Annotated in this window: 15 protein-coding genes; 1 reads left to right on the top strand and 14 read right to left on the bottom strand. The window is 65.7% G+C overall.

All coding sequences use genetic code 11. The annotated features are described in order from the left end of the window. Positions 1-38 precede the first annotated feature (38 nt). The 3 genes from ACUXVA_RS08540 to cobS all read right to left on the bottom strand — a co-directional run bounded on the left by ACUXVA_RS08540 (position 39) and on the right by cobS (position 4,328). The gene (locus tag ACUXVA_RS08540) at positions 39-1,145 is read right to left on the bottom strand and encodes an esterase-like activity of phytase family protein (RefSeq protein WP_445491643.1); all 1,107 of its coding nucleotides are present in this window, start codon (positions 1,143-1,145) and stop codon (positions 39-41) included. Positions 1,146-1,168: 23 nt separating this feature from the next. After that, on the bottom strand, positions 1,169-3,070 hold the full coding sequence (cobT, locus tag ACUXVA_RS08535) for a cobaltochelatase subunit CobT (RefSeq protein ID WP_265080699.1): 1,902 nt from the start codon (positions 3,068-3,070) through the stop codon (positions 1,169-1,171). 250 nt (positions 3,071-3,320) lie between these two features. Next, positions 3,321-4,328 carry a cobaltochelatase subunit CobS gene (gene cobS, locus ACUXVA_RS08530; RefSeq protein ID WP_265080700.1) on the bottom strand — a complete coding sequence of 336 codons (1,008 nt, stop codon included), beginning with the start codon at positions 4,326-4,328 and terminating at the stop codon, positions 3,321-3,323. Between the two features lie 298 nt (positions 4,329-4,626). On the opposite strand from cobS, the gene ACUXVA_RS08525 reads away from it, so the two are divergent. Next, the gene (locus ACUXVA_RS08525) at positions 4,627-5,292 is read left to right on the top strand and encodes a DedA family protein (RefSeq protein ID WP_265080701.1); all 666 of its coding nucleotides are present in this window, start codon (positions 4,627-4,629) and stop codon (positions 5,290-5,292) included. Positions 5,293-5,298: 6 nt separating this feature from the next. Here the strand turns inward: ACUXVA_RS08525 and ACUXVA_RS08520 are convergent, their stop codons facing one another. The 11 genes from ACUXVA_RS08520 to ctaD all read right to left on the bottom strand — a co-directional run bounded on the left by ACUXVA_RS08520 (position 5,299) and on the right by ctaD (position 15,749). Beyond that, positions 5,299-5,985, bottom strand: a complete 687-nt coding sequence (locus ACUXVA_RS08520; RefSeq protein ID WP_445491640.1) for a hypothetical protein — start codon at positions 5,983-5,985, stop codon at positions 5,299-5,301. Positions 5,986-6,256: 271 nt separating this feature from the next. Beyond that, entirely contained in the window at positions 6,257-6,844 is a 588-nt protein-coding gene (locus tag ACUXVA_RS08515) for a GNAT family N-acetyltransferase (RefSeq protein WP_265080703.1), read from the bottom strand. A gap of 36 nt (positions 6,845-6,880) precedes the next feature. Then, positions 6,881-8,170: a M16 family metallopeptidase gene (locus tag ACUXVA_RS08510; RefSeq protein ID WP_265080704.1), complete on the bottom strand. Its 1,290-nt coding sequence runs from the start codon at positions 8,168-8,170 to the stop codon at positions 6,881-6,883. After that, positions 8,170-9,585 carry a threonine synthase gene (gene thrC, locus ACUXVA_RS08505; protein WP_265080705.1) on the bottom strand — a complete coding sequence of 472 codons (1,416 nt, stop codon included), beginning with the start codon at positions 9,583-9,585 and terminating at the stop codon, positions 8,170-8,172. Before thrC ends, ACUXVA_RS08510 begins: the two co-directional genes overlap by 1 nt. 307 nt (positions 9,586-9,892) lie before the next feature. Then, positions 9,893-10,648 carry an SURF1 family protein gene (locus ACUXVA_RS08500; protein ID WP_265080706.1) on the bottom strand — a complete coding sequence of 252 codons (756 nt, stop codon included), beginning with the start codon at positions 10,646-10,648 and terminating at the stop codon, positions 9,893-9,895. Further along, positions 10,645-11,037: a DUF983 domain-containing protein gene (locus tag ACUXVA_RS08495; protein WP_265080707.1), complete on the bottom strand. Its 393-nt coding sequence runs from the start codon at positions 11,035-11,037 to the stop codon at positions 10,645-10,647. Before ACUXVA_RS08495 ends, ACUXVA_RS08500 begins: the two co-directional genes overlap by 4 nt. Before the next feature lie 292 nt (positions 11,038-11,329). After that, complete coding sequence (locus tag ACUXVA_RS08490; protein ID WP_265080708.1) at positions 11,330-12,187, bottom strand: cytochrome c oxidase subunit 3; 858 nt, start codon at positions 12,185-12,187, stop codon at positions 11,330-11,332. Between the two features lie 68 nt (positions 12,188-12,255). Continuing rightward, positions 12,256-12,885 (bottom strand): cytochrome c oxidase assembly protein, encoded by a 630-nt coding sequence (locus ACUXVA_RS08485; protein ID WP_265080709.1) that lies wholly within the window; start codon positions 12,883-12,885, stop codon positions 12,256-12,258. Between the two features lie 5 nt (positions 12,886-12,890). Further along, positions 12,891-13,064, bottom strand: coding sequence for a CoxF protein (locus tag ACUXVA_RS08480; RefSeq protein WP_265080710.1), 174 nt, complete (start codon positions 13,062-13,064; stop codon positions 12,891-12,893). A 16-nt stretch (positions 13,065-13,080) separates the two neighbouring features. Beyond that, on the bottom strand, positions 13,081-14,022 hold the full coding sequence (locus ACUXVA_RS08475) for a heme o synthase (RefSeq protein WP_265083871.1): 942 nt from the start codon (positions 14,020-14,022) through the stop codon (positions 13,081-13,083). Positions 14,023-14,123: 101 nt separating this feature from the next. Next, positions 14,124-15,749, bottom strand: coding sequence for a cytochrome c oxidase subunit I (gene ctaD, locus ACUXVA_RS08470; RefSeq protein WP_265080711.1), 1,626 nt, complete (start codon positions 15,747-15,749; stop codon positions 14,124-14,126). Between the last annotated feature and the right edge of the window lie 69 nt (positions 15,750-15,818).

The following is a 15,818-nucleotide window of genomic DNA, read 5'->3' as shown; positions in this document are numbered from 1 at the left end:
CCTCACCCCGCCTTCAGGGGGAGGGCGAGGAAGCCTCCCTACTCCACCAGCGCGAACTGCAGGATCAGCGTTCGTTGCAGCATGGAGAAATTGTCGTCGGAGATCAGTGTCAGCACGGTCTCTCCGTCGGCCGTCACATGGGCATCGATGCCCTCGAGATTGTCGATCTCGTAGCCGAGATCGGCCTCGAAGATCACCGGCCCATCGACGGTGGCGCCGGGCACGATCGCAGCGAGCGGCAGCCTGCGAATGCGCACGCCCGCGCCGCCGCTCCAGGAGAACTTGCGTTCCAGCACGAGAAGATCGCCGGACGACAGCAGCACCGCATCGCTGATATCGTAGCCATCCGAACGGCGCACCGCGAAGCTGCCCGGCGCCTTTTCATAGGTCTTGCCGCCGATCAGGAAGCCGACGATGTTGCCGTCGGCGTCGAGGCTGCGCTCGGACATCGCGACTAGCGTGCCGGCCAGCGGCAGGCCCTTGCCCACCACCACCATGGCTTCAAGGCCCCGGTTGTTGGGCAGCTTGCGCATGCCGGGCGGCAGCGCGATCGGCGTGCCCCGGGCGCGGATGCCGTCGCGGCCGAAATCGAACCTGACGATCTGGTTGACGCGCTCGATGCCGACATAGGCAGCGGCGCCGTCGAAGGCGAGGGACTCCGTGTCGTACCATTTCCGCGCCGCCAGCGGCTGGCCGTCGACACCGAGCATGGGCGCGGATTCCACATCCACGAGGTCGACCATGGCGCCATCGCGATATTGGATTCGCCCGGTGAACCAGTGGCCCTTGTCGCTGATGGCGACGAATTTCTCACCCACCGCGTCGAGCCGCAACGCCGACAGGCCGCCGAAGTCGCGGAACGACGAGGTCAGCACGAGACCGCTGCGATAATGCAGCGATCCGAACCTGACATGGCTGCGATCGCGCGGATCGAACGAGGTGATTGGACGGGCGACGACCTCGATGGCTTCCGGCGCACGGGCGGTGGGCGGGACCGGCGTGTCCTGGGCATGGGCGGAGCGAGGGAGTGCAATGGTTGAGGTGAGCGTCGTTGCGACAGCTGCCGATAGAAAAACACGGCGGCTGGTGGGCTCCCCTCCCCCACCTGGCGAAGCTTCGCTTCGCGCAGGGAGGAGGGAGCGCACCGGCCGGAACACTTTCATTCTTATTAGTTCGACTTGCGCCGGCGCCTGCCGTGAGTCGGTGCGGCGCCCGCAGTCTCGCTGAACAGCTCCGCGAGCTTTTCGGTGATGGCGCCGCCAAGTTCTTCGGCGTCGACGATGGTCACGGCGCGGCGATAGTAGCGCGTCACGTCATGGCCGATGCCGATGGCGATCAGTTCGACCGGCGAACGGGTCTCGATCTCCTCGATGACGTAGCGAAGGTGCCGCTCGAGATAGTTGCCGGGATTGACCGACAGCGTGGAGTCGTCGACCGGTGCACCGTCGGAGATCATCATCAGGATCTTGCGCTGCTCGGAGCGACCGAGCAGGCGCTTGTGCGCCCAGTCGAGCGCCTCGCCGTCGATGTTCTCCTTCAGCAGCCCCTCGCGCATCATCAGGCCGAGATTTTTGCGCGCGCGGCGCCACGGGGCGTCGGCGGACTTGTAGATGATGTGGCGGAGATCGTTGAGGCGGCCGGGATTGGCCGGCTTGCCGGCGGCGAGCCACGCTTCACGCGCCTGCCCGCCCTTCCACGCCCGCGTGGTGAAGCCCAGGATTTCCACCTTGACGCCGCAACGTTCCAGCGTGCGCGCCAGAATGTCGGCACAGGTCGCCGCCACGGTGATCGGGCGGCCGCGCATCGAGCCGGAATTGTCGAGCAGCAGGGTGACGACCGTATCGCGAAAGGTCGCTTCCTTCTCGTGCATGAACGACAGGGGATGATGGGGATCGGTCACCACACGGGAGAGACGTGCGGGATCCAGAATGCCTTCCTCGAGATCGAACTCCCAGGCACGGTTCTGCTGCGCCATCAGCTTGCGCTGCAGGCGGTTGGCGAGCCGTGCCACGACGCCCTGCAGATGCGCCAGCTGCTTGTCGAGATAGCTGCGCAGCCGCTCCAGTTCGTCGTGGTCGCACAGGTCCTCGGCGGCGATGACCTCATCGAACTTCGGCGCGAAGGCGTGATATTCCGGGCCGCGCGGTTCGTTCTGGCCGCGGGAATTCGGTCGCGTGGCCTCGCCCGGCGTCTCGTCGTCGCCGAGTTCGCCGTCGTCGAACGTATCCGACGTGGAGGCCTGCGCGCTTTCCATGGCGCTCTCGGACATTTCGTCCGAGGTCTGCTGCGCCTGGTCGGCGCTCATCTCCTGCGCGGCGTCGGAATCCGGCGAACCTTCGCCGCCGGACTGATCGCTCTCGCCCTCTTCGTTCTCGTCCTGGCTGTCGTCGTCGTCGGCCTCGGCGTTGCGCTCGTCGCCGAGCTCCAGCGCCGACAGCAGGTCATGCACGGCATCGCCGAATTTGGCCTGGTTCTCGGTGAGGTCGCCGAGCTGGTCGAGGCGGGCGCCGATCTTGTCCTCGAGGATCGGGCGCCACAGGTCGACCATCTTCTTGGCCGCAGCAGGCGGCGCGAGACCGGTCAGCCGTTCGCGCACCAGCATCGCCAGCGCGTCGGACAACGGCGCGTCGGCGCGATCGGTGATCTCGTCGAACTTGCCGCGATGAAAGTGATCGTCGAGCATCGCGGTGAGGTTCTTGGCCACGCCGGCCATGCGGCGCGAGCCGATCGCCTCGACGCGGGCCTGCTCGACCGCCTCGAACACGCCGCGCGCCTGCGGATTGCCGGGCATCAGCTTGCGATGCACCTTGGGATCGTGACAGGCGAGCTTCAGCGCGATGGAGTCGGCGTGGCCGCGCACGATGGCGGCGTCGCGCTTGCTCATCTTTCGCGCGGGCTCGGGCAGCCGCGCCTTGCCCGGCGACAGGCCGGGGCGTTCGGCGGCGAAACTGACTTCGAGTTCCGGCGACTTGGCTATGGCGCGCAGGCACGACGTCACCGCGCGCTTGAACGGCTCGGTGGGAGCTTCCTTGGCGCCCGGGCGGAACTTGTTGGTGGTGGGTGTGGTCATCGCATTCGCTTCCTTCCCCTCTCCCCCCGCGCAGCGAAGCTGCGCGAGGCGGGAGAGGGTGCGCAGGCGGCTTTCAGGCCGCCGTTATAAAATAACGCCGATGCTTCGCATCGGCTACGGCGGAGCGAAGGCGGGAGAAGGGGATTGTTTGGCACCGCCCCTCTCCCGGCTCGAACCCGCTTCGCGGTTTCGATCCACCCTCTCCCGCCAGGTGCAGCTTCGCTGCCCCCGGGGAGAGGGGAAGTAAGAGTCAGCTCAGCGCGACGTTGACCGAGCTTTCCGGCAGTTCGGCGTTGAAGCAGCGCTGGTAGAACTCGGCGACCAGCGGGCGTTCCAGCTCGTCGCACTTGTTCAGGAAGGTGACGCGGAACGCGAAGCCGATGTCGCTGAAGATCTCGGCGTTCTCGGCCCAGGTGATCACCGTGCGCGGGCTCATCACCGTGGACAGATCGCCATTGGCGAAGGCGTTGCGGGTCAGATCGGCCAGCCGCACCATCTTGTTGACGATGTCGCGCCCTTCCGGGTTGCGGTAGTGCTTGGCCTTGGCCAGCACGATCTCGACTTCCTCGTCATGGGCCAGATAGTTTAGCGTGGTGACGATCGACCAGCGGTCCATCTGGCCCTGGTTGATCTGCTGGGTGCCGTGATAGAGGCCCGAGGTGTCGCCGAGGCCGATGGTGTTGGCGGTCGAAAACAGCCGGAACGACGGGTGCGGCTTGATCACCTTGTTCTGGTCGAGCAGGGTCAGGCGGCCGGAGACTTCCAGCACGCGCTGGATCACGAACATCACGTCGGGACGGCCGGCGTCGTATTCGTCGAACACCAGCGCGATGTTGTGCTGCAGCGCCCAAGGCAGGATGCCGTCGCGGAATTCGGTAACCTGCTTGCCGTCGCGGACCACGATGGAGTCCTTGCCGACCAGGTCGATGCGGCTGATGTGGCTGTCGAGGTTGACGCGCACGCAGGGCCAGTTGAGCCGAGCCGCGACCTGCTCGATATGGGTCGACTTGCCGGTGCCGTGAAAGCCGGTGACCATCACACGGCGGTTGTGGGCAAAGCCGGCGAGAATGGCGAGGGTGGTGTTGCGGTCGAAGCGGTAGTCCGAGTCGACGTCCGGCACGTGGGGGTCGCCCTGGGAAAAGGCCGGCACTTCGAGGTCGCTGTCGATGCCGAAGACCTTCCGAACCGACACTTTCATATCGGGAATGCCGGTGAGAGATCCGGAGGTGTCGTGGGCTTTGGATATGGCGGCGGTCATCAATCCTCCGTGGTCCCGGAATGTCCCGAAACCAGATCTGAAATGGCTGCGGATGGGGTACTGGTGGGAACGTAGCAGAGGACCGGGGCCGGCAGAAGCCCGCGGTGCAATCAAAGTTCCCAAGCCTTATCATGAAGATAGGCATTCGCTGCGGAATTTGGAAGGCTGCCCTGCGAATCAGGCGGTGCTGGCGCGACCCGATTCCATGCGGCTGGCCCGGATCGCAGCCGCGTGGTCGGTGTTGGCTGATGATATTGTACGGGGCCTTGCGTCAGGCCCCTGAAGGAACAGGACACACGTGACCTCATCGATCGACTGGCTGACGCATTTCATCGCCGCCCATGGCTGGCTTGGTTATCTCGTGCTGTTCCTCGCCGCATGGCTGGAGGCGGTGCCGGTGGTCGGCTCGGTGATTCCCGGCTCGACCATCATCCTGGCGCTGAGCGCGCTGGTTCCCGGCGGCGAGCTCGACCTGATCGGCGTATTGTTGGCGGCAGCCGCCGGCGCGGTGCTCGGCGACGGCACTGCCTTCTGGGTCGGGCATGTCCAGCAGCGCAACATTCTCAACGCCTGGCCGATGTCGCGCTATCCCGGGGCGGCCGCGCAGAGCGAGGCGTTCTTCGGCCGTTTCGGCACCTGGGCGGTGTTCTTCGGCCGCTTCGTTCCGCCGATCCGCGCCTTCGTGCCGGTGACCGCCGGCGCATTGGGGATGGCTCCGGCGAGATTCTACACGGTGAACATCCTGGCGGTTTTGCTGTGGGCACCAGCCCATGTGCTGCCGGGCGTGCTGGCGGTGTCGGTGCTGGACCGCGCCGGCGGGTTCTCCGGGCTGGAAGTCACCGCCAAGCATTACTGGATGCCCACGGTGCTGCTGCTGGCCCTTGGCGTCGGCGCCGCCACCTGGTGGTGGCAGCGCAGCCGGCGCGCGGCGGCGAAAGCCGCGCTGGCCGGCGAGGATGCGTAGGTCGCGCTACCGCTTGCGGCTGCGCGGCGCCGGGCGCTCGGGCTTCAAGGCCTGCGGATCGAAGCCGATGTAGAAAATATAGGAATCGCCGGCGGCGCCGACCGGGACCGGATAGGACAGATCCTCACCGACCAGGCTGAACGGCACGCTGGTGTCGGTGCCCATCTGCACCGTGGTCTGGTAGACCTTGGTGACGATCGTCTTCGGCGTGACGCCCTCCTGCACCACGGCGACGCGAAGCGGCACGTCGACGCTGGCAGGCGCGCCGGACGGGCCGGCGATGACCCGGCCCTGGATGCCGATCCGCACGTTGACCTGACCATTCTGCAGATTGCAGTCGCGCGCAGTGCGGGTGATGGTCGCTTGGTAGCGCAGGTCATTGCCGATGGCCTGCTTGCCGGGCGCGGCCACCGCATAGGTCGAGGCGCCCGGACGGATGCTGACCGAGGGACAGGTCAGGTCGTTCTCGTCGGTCTGCGGCGACTGTGGTGCACCGACCTCGGTGGACTTGCCTGTAAACAGCCGGCTGAAGCGATCGGTCATCGACGGGCTGGGGCTGCCGCCCGGCGAACCGCCGCCGAACATGCTGCCGCCGCCGCAGCCGGTCAACGCGACCCCGGCCACTGCCAGCACGGCAAGATTACGCAGCGTTGCGGCGCGGCCGGCGGCCTGCATCGTCAGAAACTCACGCATTGTCTGGATATCCCCGAAACTCGATAGCCCGCCGATCGCCCCCGATCCGCACGCGGCCTTATAACAGCGCAATGGCGGCGAACCCAAGGCATGGCGTGGGAGACCGCTTCCCCGACGCGCTGCGGCATTCTCAGGCGATGCTCTTGCATCGCCGCCATGCCGCTGCGCAGATCCGGGATCCCGGTGCATTTCGCGACAACCGGGACCCCGGATCTGCGGAGCACCACCATCGCTGCGCGATGGCAGATGCACCGCGTCCGGGGGGCGGGCCCTACCCCCGCAAATCCTCGTGGAGGATGCCGAATAGCAGGTGGTCCTGCCAGACGCCGTTGATGCACAGGTAACGGCGGGCGAGGCCCTCGCGGGTAAAGCCGCATTTCTCCAGCACCCGGATCGACGGGGTGTTGGTGGGAATGCAGGCGGCCTCGACGCGGTGCAGGTTGAGTTCGCCGAACAGGCTGGGCAGCAGCACCCGCAGCGCTGCGGTCATGTAGCCCTGATGGGCGTAGGGCTGGCCGACCCAGTAGCCGACTGTGGCGGCCTGCACGATGCCGCGCCGGACGTTGGCCAGGGTCACCCCGCCAACCAGCGTGCCGTCGGATTCGCGAAACACCAGGAACGGATAGGCGCGATCGGCGGCGACATCCTCGGCGTAGCGGCGCAGCCGGCGCCGGAAGCCGGCGCGGGTCAGGTCGTCCGACGGCCAGATCGGCTCCCATGGCGTCAGGTAAGCCCGGCTGTGTTCGCGCAGGTCGGCCCATTGCGGGAAGTCGGCCATGACCGGCCCGCGCAGCAGCAGACCGTAGCCGCGCGGCGCAAGCGCCGCCGGTAGGTTCGATGGTAAGCGAAACAGCGCCATGCTGGCGTCCCCCTGGGCCGCGAAAAGAGATCCGCGTCAGTGTAGCTGGGCTTTGTCCTTCACGTGGGTCAAACCTTCGGCAAAACCCACCGCGCTGTCCAGACCCCGGCCGCTGCCCAGCGCCACCACTGCGGGACGGCTGCGCGACAGCAGGCCGTGCGCGGCGTTGCGGGTTGTCTCGACGCTGACCGCGTCGATCCGGCCCATCAGCTCCGGCACGGTGAGCGGCCGGCCATAGGCCAGCATGTGCCGGGCCAGCTGTTCGGCGCGCGAGCTGCAGCTTTCCAGCGCCATCAGCAGGCCGGCCTTCATCTGCGCCTTGGCGCGGTTGATCTCGGCCTCGGTGAGGGTTTCCACAGCGTCGTTGATGACGTCGACGATGACTTCCATCATCTCCGGCGCATCGGCCGGATCGGTGCCGGTATAGAGCCCGAAGAAACCGGTGTCCGAATAGGGCGCATGGAAGGTGTAGATCGAATAGCACAGGCCGCGCTTTTCGCGGACCTCCTGGAACAGCCGCGACGACATCCCGCCGCCGAGAATGTTGCTGAACACCTGCAGGCTGAACAGCGACAGGTCCGACTGCGGCACGCCTTCCAGCGCCAGCGTCATATGCGCCTGCTCGAGGTCGCGATGCACCACGCGGGAGCCGCCCTTGCCGAACATCGCCGACTGCGGCTTGGGCGCCGGGGTGGAATCGAAACTCTTGAAGCGCTCGGCGACTTCCTCGACCACGCGCTTGTGATCGACGGCCCCGGCGGCGGCGACCACCATCTCCGGACCGCGGTAATGCGTCGACAGGTAGTTCTGCAGCGTGTCGCGGTCGAAGGCCTTCAGCGTCTTGGCGGTGCCGAGCAAGGAGCGGCCCATCGGCTGGTCGGGATAGCAGAGCTCGTTGAGATGTTCGAACACCACGTCGTCCGGGGTGTCCTGTGCCGCCCCGATCTCCTGCACGATGACGCTCTTCTCGCGCTCCAGCTCGTCGGGCACGAAGGACGGATTGGCGAGAATGTCCGAGAGCACGTCGAGCGCTAGCGGCACGTCGTCCTTCATGACGCGGGCATAATAGGCGGTGGTCTCGGTGGAGGTGCCGGCATTGAGGTCGCCGCCGACCGCCTCGATCTCTTCGACGATCTCGCGCGACGAGCGCCGCTTGGTGCCCTTGAACGCCATGTGTTCGAGCAGATGCGAGATGCCGTGCTCGTTCGGCTTCTCGTCACGGCCGCCGACGCCGGTCCAGACACCCAGGGCGGCGGTTTCCAGATGCGGCATGGAATCGGTGACGACCGTCAGGCCCGAGGGCAGCTTGGTGACTTCGACGCTCATCAGATGGCTCCCTGCTTCGCAGCGCGACTGACAGACAGCACGAACCGCTCGATGTCGCTTTGGTCATTCTTCATGACCTTGATATGTTCTGTCTTGCTCATCAGCCCTTCGAGATAGGCCGGCAAGGCCGGGCGGACGCCGCAGGCGGCTTCAACCGCATCGGGAAACTTCGCTGCATGCGCGGTGGACAGCACGATGTTCGGCACATGCATCTCGGTGGTGTCGCGATCGGCCACCGCCAGCGCCACGGCGGTGTGCGGATCGACGAGGTCACCGGTTTCGCGCCAAGCGGCGCGGATCGCGGCGGCGGTTTCGTCCTCGTCGGCGCGGCCGGCTTCGAAATCGGCTGATATCGCCGACAGCAGCGACTCCGGCAGCACGAAGCGGCCGGACTGCTTCAGGGATTCCATCAGCCCGCGCATCAAAGCGGCGTCACGGCCGGAGGCCTCGAACAAAAGGCGTTCGAAGTTCGACGATACCTGGATGTCCATCGACGGCGACATCGAGGCGTGAACCTCGCGCACTTCGTAGATGCCGGTCTTCAGCGTGCGGTCGAGGATGTCGTTGACGTTGGCGGCGACGCGCAGCTTGCGCACCGGCAGGCCCATGCGCTTGGCGACGTAGCCGGCAAAGATATCGCCGAAATTGCCGGTCGGCACGGTGAAGTCGACCTCGCGGTGCGGCGCGCCGAGCGCCACCGCCGAGGTGAAGTAGTACACCACTTGGGCGACAATACGCGCCCAGTTGATGGAGTTGACGCCGGACAGCGACACCGCATCGCGGAAGCTGTGGTGGTTGAACAGTCCCTTCACCAGCGCCTGGCAATCGTCGAAGTGACCTTCGACGGACAGTGCGTGGATGTTCGACGCGCCCGACGTGGTCATCATGCGACGCTGCACGTCGGAGATCCGGCCGTGGGGAAACAGCACGATCAGGTCGACATTGTCGCGACCGGCGAAGGCGTCCACGGCGGCGCCGCCGGTGTCACCGGAGGTGGCGACCACGATGGTGGTTCGCTGGTTGCGCTTGGCCAGCACGTGATCCATCAGCCGGGCGATCAGTTGCATCGCCACGTCCTTGAACGCCAGCGTCGGGCCATGGAACAGCTCGAGCACGAACTGGTTCGGCGCGGTCTGATCGAGCGGCACCACGGCGGGATGGCGGAAGGTGGCGTAGGCCTCGTTGGCCATGCGTCCGAGATCGTCGTCGGAAATCTCGCCGGCCACGAACGGGCGGATCACCTCGACGGCAACCTCCCAATACGGCCGCCCGAACAGCCCGGCGATGGCCTGTGGGCTCAGCTGCGGCCAAGTCTGCGGCACGTAGAGCCCGCCGTCACGGGCGAGCCCGGTCAGCATGACATCGCAAAATCCGAGGGTCGGGGCCTCGCCCCGCGTCGAAATATAGTTCGTCAACACGTCCTCCAAAGGAGCGGATGACCGCCAAGCCTTTGATGTAAAGGGATGATTATCTCACGCGCAGGTGAAATGCCGGGCCACCATAATGGGTTTTGCAGGCAAGGGGAAATGCGGTACTCAGGCACCCCACGCTCCGTTGTCCCCGCGGATGCGGGGATCCAGTACACGCAAGTTCCGCGGCTTTCTCACAGATGCCGGTATTTACTGGGGCGCCCGGTCCAGACGCGCAAGCGCGCACCTGGCCGGGCGATGACAGCGATGTGTGTTGCAGGCGCCGGGACCTCGCAGCGTTCGGGACACGAGGCTAAGCCTTCCGCTGCCCCCTCAGCCAGACACCAAACGCCACCAGAACGGCGGCGGCGAGGCCGAACCAGGTTACAGCGTATTGCATGTGGTCGTCCTTGAGCTGGACCTCGAGCGGGCCCGGCTTCGGAATGCTGCTGGCGGGCACCGGCGATTCCAGGTCGATATAGAACGGCGCCACCTCGCCCCAGTTCAGCGCCTGGGCCATGGCGCGCTGGTCGCGGGTGAACCACAGCCGCTTGCTGACATCGTCATGCGGCGTCAGTGCGCCGGCGGCTTCGGGGAAGCGCAGATAGCCGGTGAGCGTCACCGGCGCGCCGGTGACCAGGCGCTGGACCGCGCGGTCCTGCTGGGCCCGATCCTGCATGGTGTTCTGCACCGCGCCGGCATTGATCACCACCGTGGCGCCGTCGGCGAGTTTTGCCGGCATGAATGCCCAGGTGACCGGGCCGGAAATGTCAAGGCGCACCGCGGAGCCGGAAGCGTAGACCATGGCATCGGGCTTGGGCTCATAGGTCGCAGTGAAGGTCACGCGACGGAATTCGTCATGCTCCGGGCTCAGCGCCGGCCAGAGCGCCGGTGCCGGCAATTGCTGCGGCTGGCCGGCAAGGCGCTCGGTCAAGGCGGCGATCAGCAGATGCTTCTGGGTGCGGCGCTGCAGCTGCCAGAAGCCGAGGCTGAGCAACACGGCGACAATCACCAGGGTGACGATGCCGAAGCCGATACTGCCGCGACGCGGCACAGAGTGAGCGGTCATTTCGGGGCGCGATCGATCAGGCGGCCAGGCGCGGCCTTGTGGTGAAACTGCAATGCGATCAGCAGCGACTTCATCGACCGCATCGGCAGCAGCGTGGTGGCCAGAATCAATGGCAGCCATAGAGCGGCATGCAGCCAGAACGGCGGCTGGTACTTGATCTCCACCACCAGCGCGCAGCCGACCACGATGGCGCCGGCAATCATGATGAGGAAGATCGCCGGCCCGTCGCCGGTGTCGATGAAGGTGTAATCGAGCCCGCAATTCTCGCAGGACGGCCGCAGGTCGATGAAGCCCTTGAACAGCTTGCCAATGCCGCAGCGCGGGCATTTGCAGGCGACGCCGCGGAGGACGGTCTGGGCGAGGGTAACGGAAGGAGCACTATCGGTCATGGCATCTTTCTTCCCCTCTCCCCCAGCAAAGCGAAGCTTTGCGCAGCGGGAGAGGGTGCCTTCGCGCAGCGAAGGCGGGAGAGGGGCCGGCGCTTGGGGCTGCCCCCTCTCCCGGCCCGGACGGAGCCTGTCATCGGGCGGCACTTTGCGCCGACCCGTTGGTCCGGTCCACCCTCTCCCGCCTTCGCGCAGCTGCGCTGCGCGCGGGGGAGAGGGGAAGAAGAAGCAAGCATCGTCAGCGAAACGAAAAAGGGCGGCCCTGCGGCCGCCCTCTTCTAGCACGTCAACGCGTTCAGTGCGCGGCGTGGGCGATGGCGCCGGCGCCGCGGCCCCAGACGTAGATGCTGATGAACAGGAACAGCCAGACCACGTCGACGAAATGCCAGTACCAGGCGGCGAATTCGAAGCCGAGGTGCTGCTTCGGCGTGAAGTGGCCGGCATAGGCGCGGAACAGGCAGACCAGCAGGAAGATGGTGCCGACCAGCACGTGGAAGCCATGGAAGCCGGTGGCCATGAAGAAGGTCGCGCCATAGACGTTGCCGGCGAACGAGAACGCGGCGTGGCTGTATTCATAGGCCTGCACGCAGGAGAACAGCGCGCCGAGCAGGATGGTCAGGATCAGGCCGTACTTCAAGCCCTTGCGGTCGCCTTCGAGCAGCGCGTGATGCGCCCAGGTCACCGTGGTGCCCGAGGTCAGCAGGATCAGCGTGTTGAGCAGCGGAAGGTGCCAGGGATCGAACGTCTCGATACCCTTCGGCGGCCAGACACCACCGAACAGCGCCTCGCGGGTGACGTGGACGGGATCGCCGGGGAACAGCGAGGCGTTGAAGAACGCCCAGAACCAGGCGACGAAGAACATGACTTCCGAGGCGATGAACAGGATCATGCCGTAGCGGTGGCTGATCTGCACCACGCGGGTGTGGTCGCCCTTGTACTGGGCTTCCTTGATCACGTCGCCCCACCAGCTGGCGAAAGTGTAGAGCACGCCGATTGTGCCGATGCCGAACACGATCGGCGCAGCGGCGTACATGTGATGCATCCAGCTGACGGCACCGACCGCCATGATGAAGGCGGCAACCGAGCCGACGAACGGCCACGGCGAGGGATCGACGAGGTGGTAGTCGTGGTGCTTTACGTCAGCGGTGGCCATGGCGGTCTCTCCGTCAGCGGCCCCGGTTTGCGCCGGAGCCAGTTCGTCTCAGGAATTCAAAACGCGTATCAAAGATTTCCCTTGCGCTTGTCGGGCTCGCCCGAAGCCAAGGGCTTCGGCGCCGGATCGCGCACGGGGTAGAACGTATAGGACAGGGTGATGCTGTTGAGGCTGTCGTGCTCCGGATCGGCGGCCAGCGCCGGATCGACGTAGAACACCACCGGCATCTCGCGGGTTTCGCCCGGGCCCAGCGTCTGTTCGGTGAAGCAGAAGCAGTTGATCTTCTGGAAATACGCGCCGACCGTCAGCGGCGCCACGTTGTAGGCGGCCTGTGCGGTGGTGGTCCGCGCCGAGCGGTTGGTCACGGTGTAGAAGATGGTGACGACTTCGCCGATCTTGACGTTGATCTCGGTCTGCTCCGGCACGAACTTCCACGGCAGCCCGCCCGACACGTTGGAATCGAAGCGCACCGCGATGGTGCGTGCGAGCGGTCCGGAGTTCGGCGCCGCGGTCGCCACCTGGGTGGTGCCATTGAAACCGGTGGAGCGGCAGAACCAGTTGTAAAACGGCACCGCAGCGTAGGATGCCCCGACCATGAAGGCGACCAGCAAGCCGCACAACGCCGCCACCTTGACATCGCCACCGATGCGGAAGCGCGGCTTGGCGGCAGTCGGTTGCTCTGGTGTGCGGTCGGTCATGTCAATCACATCGGCCGGACGAGAACGCCCGGTCCCTTGACCAGAGTGACGGCGAAGAACAGCACCACGAGAATGCCGAGTGCCCAAGCGATCGCCAGCGAACGCTCGCGCTGGCGCTTCTTCTGCGCTTCGGTGAGGACGATGCCCTCTGGCTTGACCGGGTTAGGCTTGTTGTCCATCGGACCATGCATCCCTCTACCAGACCAGCGGCAAGATGGCGCGGACGGCCACCTCGAGCAGCAGGATGGCGAACAGAGCGAACAGATACAGGATCGAGAAGGCAAACAGTTTTCGCGTGGCGCGCAGCGCGGCGCTGCCGGTGCGGCGGGTGTAGACGTTGATTGCGAAATACAGCATGCCGGCGCCGAGGATCAGCGACGCCACGCCATAGACCGCCGAGAAATAGCCGAGCGGCCAGGGCGCCACGGCGATCGCCACCAGCACCACCGTATAGAGCAGGATCTGCAGCCGCGTCGCGTCGGGACCGGCGACCACCGGCAGCATCGGCACGCCGGCGCGCGAGTAGTCGTCGTTGCGGAACAGCGCCAGCGCCCAGAAGTGCGGCGGGGTCCAGAAGAAGATGATCAGGAACAGCAGCAGCGGCTCGACCGACAGCGATCCCGACGCCGCGGCCCACGCCACCACCGGCGGCAGGGCGCCGGCGGCGCCGCCGATCACGATGTTCTGCGCGGTCCAGCGCTTCAGCGCGATGGTGTAGATCACGACATAGAAGAAGATGGTGAAGGCCAGCAGCGCACCGGCCAGCCAGTTGACGAGAATGCCGAGTGTCATCACCGAGAAGAACGCCAGCACCAGGCCGAAGGTCAGGGCTTCCGGCCGGGTGACTCGGCCGCGCGGGATCGGACGGTTGGCGGTGCGCGTCATCAGCGCGTCGATGTCGCCTTCGTACCACATGTTCAGCGCGCCGGAGGCGCCGCCGCCCACCGCGATGCACAGGATCGAGGTGAACAGCATCACCGGATGGATATGGCCGGGGGCCAGCGCGTAGCCGACCAGAGCCGTGAACACCACCAGCGACATCACCCGCGGCTTCAGCAGCGCGATGTAATCGGCGACGCCCGCTTCGGAAATGCGGGGCATCGTGAGGTCGATGGCGTTCTGGTCGAGTACCGACAATTGCGTTCTCACTTCTTTCAACTGCGTCTCCGCCGGCAACCTTGCGGTCGCGGCGGAGACGTCAACTCAAGGCGCGGCGCAAGATGCGCCGCGCGAAGCCGTTACTGCACGCGCGGCAGAACTTCAAACTGATGGAACGGCGGCGGCGAGGTCAGCGTCCATTCCAGCGTGGTGGCGCCCGAACCCCACGGGCTGTTGGCGGCCTTTTCCTTGCGCATGAAGGCATCGACAACGCCCCACAGGAAGATCAACACCGCGAAGCCGGAGATGTAGGAGCCGATCGATGACACCAGGTTCCAGCCCGCGAAGGCATCGGGGTAATCGACGTAGCGGCGCGGCATGCCCGACAGGCCGAGGAAATGCTGCGGGAAGAACACCAGGTTGACGCCGACGAAGGTGACCCAGAAGTGCGCCTTGGCGATGGCGTCCGAGTACATGTAGCCGAACATCTTCGGGAACCAGTAGTACCAGCCCGCGAAGATCGCGAACACGGCGCCGAGCGACAGCACGTAGTGGAAGTGCGCGACGACGTAGTAGGTATCCTGCAGCACGCGGTCGACGCCGGCATTGGCCAGCACGACGCCGGTCACGCCGCCGACGGTGAACAGGAAGATGAAGCCGACAGCCCACAGCATCGGCGCCTTGAACTCGATCGAGCCGCCCCACATCGTGGCGATCCAGGAGAAGATCTTCACGCCGGTTGGGACCGCGATCACCATGGTCGCGGCGACGAAGTAGGCCTGCGTCGCGCTGGACATGCCGACAGTGTACATGTGGTGCGCCCAGACGACGAAGCCGATGCCGCCGATGGCGACCATCGCATAGGCCATGCCGAGATAGCCGAACACCGGCTTCTTGGAGAAGGTCGAGATGATCTGCGAGATCATGCCGAAGCCCGGGAGGATGAGGATGTAAACTTCCGGGTGACCGAAGAACCAGAACAGATGCTGGAACAGGATCGGATCGCCGCCGCCGTCAGCCGCGAAGAAGGTGGTGCCGAAGTTGCGGTCGGTGAGCAGCATGGTGATGGCGCCGGCCAGAACCGGCAGCGACAGCAGCAACAGGAACACGGTGACCAGGATCGACCACACGAACAGCGGCATCTTGTGCAGGGTCATGCCCGGCGCGCGCATGTTGAAGATGGTGGTGATGAAGTTGATGGCGCCGAGGATCGACGACGCACCGGCGAGATGCAGCGCCAGGATCGCGAAGTCGACGGCCGGACCGGGATGGCCCGAGGTCGACAGCGGCGCGTACATGGTCCAGCCGGCACCGACGCCGTTGGCGCCGGGCTCGCCTTCCACGAAGGTGGAGATGATCAGCAGCGCGAAGGCGGCGGGCAGCAGCCAGAACGACACGTTGTTCATGCGCGGGAACGCCATGTCCGGTGCGCCGATCATCAGCGGCACCATCCAGTTGCCGAAGCCGCCGATCATCGCCGGCATCACCATGAAGAAGATCATGATCAGGCCGTGCGAGGTCACGAACACGTTGTAGGTATGGCTTTCGTGGAAGATCTGAACGCCCGGATACATCAGCTCGATGCGGATCAGGATCGACATGATGCCGCCGATGATGCCGGCCACGATCGCGAAGATAAGGTACATCGTGCCGATGTCCTTATGGTTCGTCGAATAGACGTAGCGCCGCCATCCGGTGGGATGGGCATGCGCATGATCGTCATGGGCGTGATCGTCGTGAGCCGGTGTTGCCGCGGTCGTTGCCATTTTCAAATCCTGCTTTGTCGTCTTTGGACCTCGCGGCCCCGTCGCCCTTAACTGTTACAGCAGCAAGCC

The organism is Rhodopseudomonas sp. RCAM05734 (assembly GCF_052658035.1).
The sequence above is the reverse complement of the archived record's forward strand: the minus strand, read 5'-3'. Positions and strand labels throughout refer to the sequence as shown.